4 protein-coding genes are annotated in these 6,835 nt (G+C 40.8%); all 4 read left to right on the top strand.

The window, feature by feature from the left end; translation table 11 throughout:
• A partial coding sequence (locus ACQR30_RS02565; protein WP_429730807.1) for a fibronectin type III-like domain-contianing protein occupies positions 1–554 on the top strand: 554 nt, incomplete at its 5' end.
• Positions 555–569: 15 nt separating this feature from the next.
• Entirely contained in the window at positions 570–2,060 is a 1,491-nt protein-coding gene (locus ACQR30_RS02560) for a glycoside hydrolase family 30 protein (protein WP_429730804.1), read from the top strand.
• Between the two features lie 175 nt (positions 2,061–2,235).
• Positions 2,236–5,454 (top strand): SusC/RagA family TonB-linked outer membrane protein, encoded by a 3,219-nt coding sequence (locus ACQR30_RS02555; RefSeq protein WP_429730801.1) that lies wholly within the window; start codon positions 2,236–2,238, stop codon positions 5,452–5,454.
• 21 nt (positions 5,455–5,475) lie between these two features.
• The coding region (locus ACQR30_RS02550; protein WP_429730798.1) for a RagB/SusD family nutrient uptake outer membrane protein at positions 5,476–6,835 on the top strand (1,360 nt) is incomplete at its 3' end.

Raw genomic sequence — 6,835 nt, 5'->3', positions numbered from 1 at the left:
TATTATTTGGGCAATATAACCCTTCAGGGAAACTAACCATGTCTTTCCCAAGAAATGTCGGACAGGTGCCTATCTTTTATAATGAAAGAAGAACAGGCCGACCATTTGACGAACAAAAAGATGCCTCCAAATATAAATCAGATTATTTGGATGCTTCCAATACGCCTCTTTTTCCTTTTGGTTATGGATTAAGTTATACTACTTTTTCTTATGGTACAATTCATTTATCAAAAACATCTTTAAAAACGAATGACACACTAAAGGCCTCGATAGAAATTACGAATACCGGCAAATATGCGGGCGAAGAAGTAGTACAGCTATATATCACCGACCCCGTGGCGCGTGTCACCAGAAGTGTGGAAGATTTAAAGGGTTTTAAAAAAATATTCTTAAAGCCGGGAGAAAGTAAAGATGTAGTATTCAATATCACACCGGAAGATTTAAAATATTATGACTATAATTTAAAATACGACTGGGATCCCGGAGCATTTATTATAAAAATAGGCACTAACTCAAGGGATACCAAGTCTGCAAATGTTATTTGGAATAAATAATTTAATATAACTTAAATGAAAAAATTTAATTGTCTAATTGTCGGGATAAGTTTGGCCTTATCTAGTTGTCATCTGTCATCAAATAATAATACCAACAGCGCTCAAAACAATTCTTCCTTAGCCAATATATCTTTTAACATGGCTGGGAAAAAAGCAATCGTATATACAACTGCTGAAGGCACTAATGAACGCATTAGCCCAACAGATACCATCAGCTTCGAGCCTCAACCTCAGCCTTTGGAAACAGATATTTGCGTGTTTGTAGATCCCACACATCAATTTCAAAAAATTATTGGCTTTGGAGGCGCACTTACAGATGCGTCTGCAGAAACCTTTGCCAAAATGCCTAAAGATATTCAGGACAGTATCCTTAATGCTTATTATGATACAACCTCGGGCATCGGTTATACGTTTGGCCGCACCAATATCAACAGCTGTGATTTCTCCAGTGACAGCTACACCTATGTAAAAGACAATGATACGTCATTAAACAGCTTTTCTGTAAAGCACGATGAGCAATATAAGATTCCATTAATCAAAAGAGTAGATGCCAGGTTAAATGGTCATCTAAAATTATTTGCAAGCCCTTGGACCCCACCAGCCTGGATGAAAGACAATAACGATATGCTACATGGGGGCCATTTGAAAAAAGAATATTACGACGTTTGGGCCAAATATTTTGTAAAATTCATTGAAGCCTATAAAGCCCAAGGTATCAATGTTTGGGGCGTAAGTGTACAAAATGAACCCATGGCAAAGCAAATTTGGGAATCCTGCATATTCACGGCCGAAGAAGAAAGAGATTTTATAAAAGAGGCGCTTGGACCCGCCTTTGATAAAGCAGGAATGCAGGGGAAAAAGATCATAGCATGGGATCATAATCGCGACTTGGCCTATCAATATGCCAGCACCATTTTAAATGATTCTGCCGCTGCAAAATACGTCTGGGGGATAGGATTTCATTGGTATGAAACATGGACAAAGAGCAGTCCTCTTTTCAACAATATTATTCGCTTACATGAAGCATTTCCAGATGTGAATTTGCTCTTTACCGAAGGTTGCAAAGAAAAATTCGATTTTAATAAAATAAATGACTGGAGCCTAGGAGAGCTTTACGCCAATAATATTCTAAATGATCTAAACAACGGCATTACGGCCTACTGCGATTGGAATATATTGGTAGATCAGACAGGTGGCCCCAATCATGTCGGCAATTTCTGTTTTGCGCCTCTGGTCGGAGATGTAAATTCCGGGAAATTATATTTCACCAATGAATATTGGTACATCGGACAGTTTTCAAAATTTATTCGCCCGGGTGCTAGAAGGATCAGCACCACTACCAATAGAGATATTTTACAGGCGACTTCTTTTATTAATAAAAACGGAAAATTGGCAACTGTTGTTTTAAACAGAACAGACAAACCTATTTCCTATCATTTGTGGATCAAAGGACAATGGGCACAAGTAATAGCTAAGTCGCATAGCATTGCTACTATCCTATTGTAATTGAGCTGTTTAAAATAGTGCTTTTATTGCTTGTTATATAAAAAATGAAAAAATGAAAAAAAATAGTATGGTACATATTGCTCCTCCTCCAATTTGAAAGATTGATTTCTTAAAAGGAATCAACAGGAAATGATTATCAAATTTCGCAAAACTAAATTCTCAAAAATCTTATAAGATGAAAAAAAGAAGATTCAACTTTCGTTGTTTAATGGCCGGCGCTTCTATCCTAATGGCAGCCGCACTTTTTGCGCCACAGCAGGCAAAGGCCTTTACAAAAAATAAAGAAGCTGTAAATATTCAGCAGACGATAAATGGTCATGTAACCGACACCAGCGGCAAGGTGCTAGCGGGCGTTTCGGTATTGATTAAAGGGACTAAAAAAGGCACATTAACTGATGCCAACGGCGACTTTAGCCTTGAAGCAAAAAGTAGTGATGTATTGGTCATATCATACATTGGATTTAAAAACAAAGACGTGCCTATCAACGGCCAAAGTAATCTGCACATTACGTTAGAACCTTTAGCAAGCAGTCTGAATGAGGTAATAGTTGTGGGCTATGGCACACAACAAAAGAAATTGGTTACCGGTGCTATTGCCACTGTAAATGCAAAGGACATTGCGGGAATTCCTCATGACGGGCGTGTGGAAGTCGCTTTACAGGGTCGCACACCCGGCGTAACCATCGCAGCAACCTCCGGGCAACCTGGATCTGAATTTACCGTGAGGTTGCGCGGGTTATCTTCTTTCCTTTCTGGTAATGAACCGCTTTGGGTAGTGGACGGGATCATCGTGCAACAATCTAATCTGGGCTTTTTGAATCAGTCCGATATCGAATCTATAGATGTATTAAAAGACGCGGCTTCTGCGTCCATTTATGGTACTCGGTCCGGTAACGGTGTCATTCTGGTTACAACCAAACATGGGCGGGAAGGAAAAATGGTTGTCAATTATAACGGATATTATGGATCGCAGGCGCCGGCAAGATTGATGCCAATGGCTAATGCAACGCAATATGCAACGTTAATGAATGAACAGGCATCAGCTGACGGAGCAACCTCATTGCCTTATCCTGCCCCGAGCATTTTGGGCGAAGGAACTAATTGGCAAAAGCAGATTTTCGTTAATAATGCACTGAGAACAAATCACGAACTCAGTATATCCGGCGGAAATCAATATGCTAATCTTTATATATCAGCGGGCTACCAAGACCAGGAAGGTATTGTATTACCCCAGGTATCAGGATTCAAAAAATATTCTCTGCGTATCAACCATAATGAACAATTCCTGAAAATATTCAAATTCGGGCAGTCTATCGGTTACACACGCAACAACAGCAAAGGTGTTGGAACAAATACTGAATTTGGAGAAGCCTTAAGTGATGCTTTGCAATTGGACCCCTTAACGCCGCCATATATTTCGAAAAGCGATGCGACAGGCATACAATATCAGGCAAGCCCTAATAACATTGTAGCGCCAAATGGTATGCTCTATGGCATTTCGAATTTGGTAACGCAGGAAGTTGTAAACCCGCTGGGTTACGCACAAATCCGTTTGGGAAATACTGGTTGGTCGGATAATATTATTGGGAATACCTATTTAGAAATCAATCCCATGAAAGGTCTAAAGTTCCGTTCGCAAATTAGTGTTAACAGGAATTATTGGGGTGACAGGACCTATACCCCACAGTACTATCAGACAGGTATCAGGCATCAAGATTTCAACTCTTTGTCCAGACACTCCGGCGTAGGAACAGAATGGAACTGGGATAATACCATATCGTATAATACTTCCGTAAAAGAACATAATTTCGACATTGTCGTAGGGCAAGCGATTAGTGAGGACGGAATCGGCAACGAAACATGGTTTACTGAAAAGAATTTGCCGGTGGACAACTATAAAGATGCTAATTTTAACTGGACGACTGCTAACGGAGCTGCGGACATTACGGCCTCGACTCATGATTATGTCTTACACCGGATAGCATCTGTATTCGGGAGGTTAAATTATGATTATGCACAAAAATATTTGCTGACAGCTATTGTAAGAAGTGATGGCTCCACGCATTTTGGCGCTAATAAAAAGTGGGGGACCTTCCCATCAGTATCGGTAGGCTGGGTACCTTCTTTGGAAAATTTCTGGAAAAACAATCTCGGTAACGCTGTTAACTTCTTAAAAATCAGGAGCAGCTATGGAATTACCGGGAATGACGAATTTGGTAATTTCTACTATATCTCTACTATTCAAGGAGGTGTTAACTATGTCTTTGGTACAGCCGGTTCACCTGTTGCGGGCGCTTCTCCCTCTACTTTGTCAAATCCTGATTTGGGATGGGAACAAACAGCTCAAACTGATATAGGGCTTGATGCACGTTTCTTAAATGATTTTAGTTTTACATTCGATTATTTCAATAAAGTAACAAACAAGGCTTTGGAACCGGTTACGCTTCCACTGTATGCGGGCGTTCCTAATCAACCTTGGGCAAATCAGGGACGTATAACCAATACCGGTATTGAACTTCAATTAGGCTATAACAAACAATTGAGCGATTGGACAATTGGAGCTACTGCCAATTTTGCTACGGTTAAAAATAAAATAAACGATATCGGCTCCGGCAATTCTTATGCGCAATTCAGTGAAGCAACTTATCAAAACCTAAACAATAATGTGGGTACCTTAACAAGGGAAGTCGATGGCTATCCCGTACATGGCTTTTGGGGTTACAAAACAAATGGTATCTTCCAGACACAGGCAGATGTACAGAATTATAAAAGCACAAACGGAAAGATTATACAGCCCAATGCAGAACCGGGTGACTTCCGTTGGAAGGATATAAACGGAGACGGAGTGATCGATGCAAATGATGTAACCTACTTAGGTTCAGGCCTACCCACTTACACCTACGGATTAACCATCAATCTTGGCTATGGCAACAAGCAACTGGGCAATTTTGATCTACTGATCTTCATAAATGGGCAGGGTGGTAATAAAATATTCCAGGACTATCGCCGCTTTGATGCAGGAGCCGTTAACTTCCCGCAATATTATTTGAACAGATGGACAGGACCCGGCACTAGCAATACATTCCCTCGTTTGGCAACATTCGGCTTGGGTGATGCTTCGAACGGTAATTTTACCAATATGTCGGATTTTTATTTGCATAACGGAGATTTTCTTCGCTTCAAGAATATCCAATTGGGCTACACTTTGCCGGAAAGGATAGCAAAATCAATCAGAGCAGAGAAACTTAGGATATATGTAGCAGCAGAAAATCTATTGACCCTTACCAAGTACAATGGGTTTGATCCTGAAATTGGCGGCAATGTATTTGGCGTAGATAAAGGATTCTATCCACAATCACGTACCCTGATGGTAGGAGTAAATTTACAATTTTAAACCATTTAAATATTAAATAAAATGATAATCAAAAATTTTAAATCTGTACGATGGCTGACAGCTTTTAGCATTATTTTGAGCTTTGCTTCCTGCAGTAAATATTTGACGGCAGACACAAAATCTGATGCCAAGATACCACTTCAAAATTATTATCAGACTCCAAGCGAAATTTATTCTGCATTGGCATCTGCATATAGTTCAGTAAGAATAAATGCCGGAGCATTCTACAACCAGACATTTATCATGAACGCCGCTTCGGATGAAGCTTATTGCGGTGGCGGCGGACCTACTGATGGAAGTGGCGTACAGTACGTTTCCAACTATAAAATGAATGCTACCAATATTGGCGACAACACTAACGGCCCTGCTAATTTGTGGTACACGTATTATATCGGCATTGCCAATGCCAACGCGTTGTTGGATAATATCGGTACGGCGCAGGGCGTGAGCGATACGGCGAGAATCATTGCGGAATGTAAGACATTAAGAGCCTACTACTACTTTAATTTGGTGCGGATTTGGGGCAATGTTCCATTATTTGTGCATCCGGTAAGTGCTGCTGAGATCAATGTTGTTAAGCAGTCTACTATTCCGGAAGTATATGCCCAGATAGAGGCGGATTTGACTGCAGCTATTCCCGATTTGCCGAAAACGCTCTCAGCAACTGACGCAGGAAGGCTAACGCAGGGCGCTGCAACGGCTTTATTGGGAAAAGTTTATTTGTATGAAGGAAGCGGTTGGCCGGGTGCAAAAAATCCTGATGGAAGTGTCGCATTTCCTGGCAATACGGCCAAATATGCGTTGGCTGCGCAAACGCTGGCGAAGGTAAATGGCACACAAAACGGAACAAGTTTTACCAGCCCTTACGGCTACCAACTGCTGACCCATTTTTCGGATCTGTGGAGTAACAAGCTAACCGCTTCAAATCCCTTATTTGGAAATGCACCCGGACGTTTTAATTCGGAATCTATTTTTGAAGATGTGCATACCAATCAGGGTTTAACAGGCTGGGGAAATTGGAGCAGCGGCTCGGATATGGGTACGACATTGTGCACCCTTGTAGGGCCTAGAGGCTATGTTGTAGTTAATGCAGCTCATGCACCGGCATTAAGTACAGTAGGCGGATGGAGTTTTAACCCGATTACACCGACCTGCTATGATTTTATGAAAGGTAATATGACAGGAACAGACACACGTTTTGCAGCTAGTATTCTTGATATGAAAGCGTTGCAAGATGACGGATATGCAAAATACAATCCAGATGCAGGTTATCAAAATACCGGCTATTTCCTGAATAAATTCATGCAGTTGAAATCTGACGAAACAAATTTGGTTGGGGATGCAACATTGAATTTCCAGCAGGATACCTATATCATTCGTT

Origin of the sequence: Arachidicoccus sp. (assembly GCF_050436765.1) — a bacterium.
Taxonomy (GTDB): domain Bacteria; phylum Bacteroidota; class Bacteroidia; order Chitinophagales; family Chitinophagaceae; genus Arachidicoccus.
This window is presented reverse-complemented; position numbering and strand designations above follow the sequence as displayed.

Coding starts and splice junctions, on each gene's coding strand:
- ACQR30_RS02560 (WP_429730804.1), top strand. CDS start 570: ATGAAAAAATTTAATTGTCTAATTGTCGGGATAAGTTTGGCCTTATCT.
- ACQR30_RS02555 (WP_429730801.1), top strand. CDS start 2,236: ATGAAAAAAAGAAGATTCAACTTTCGTTGTTTAATGGCCGGCGCTTCT.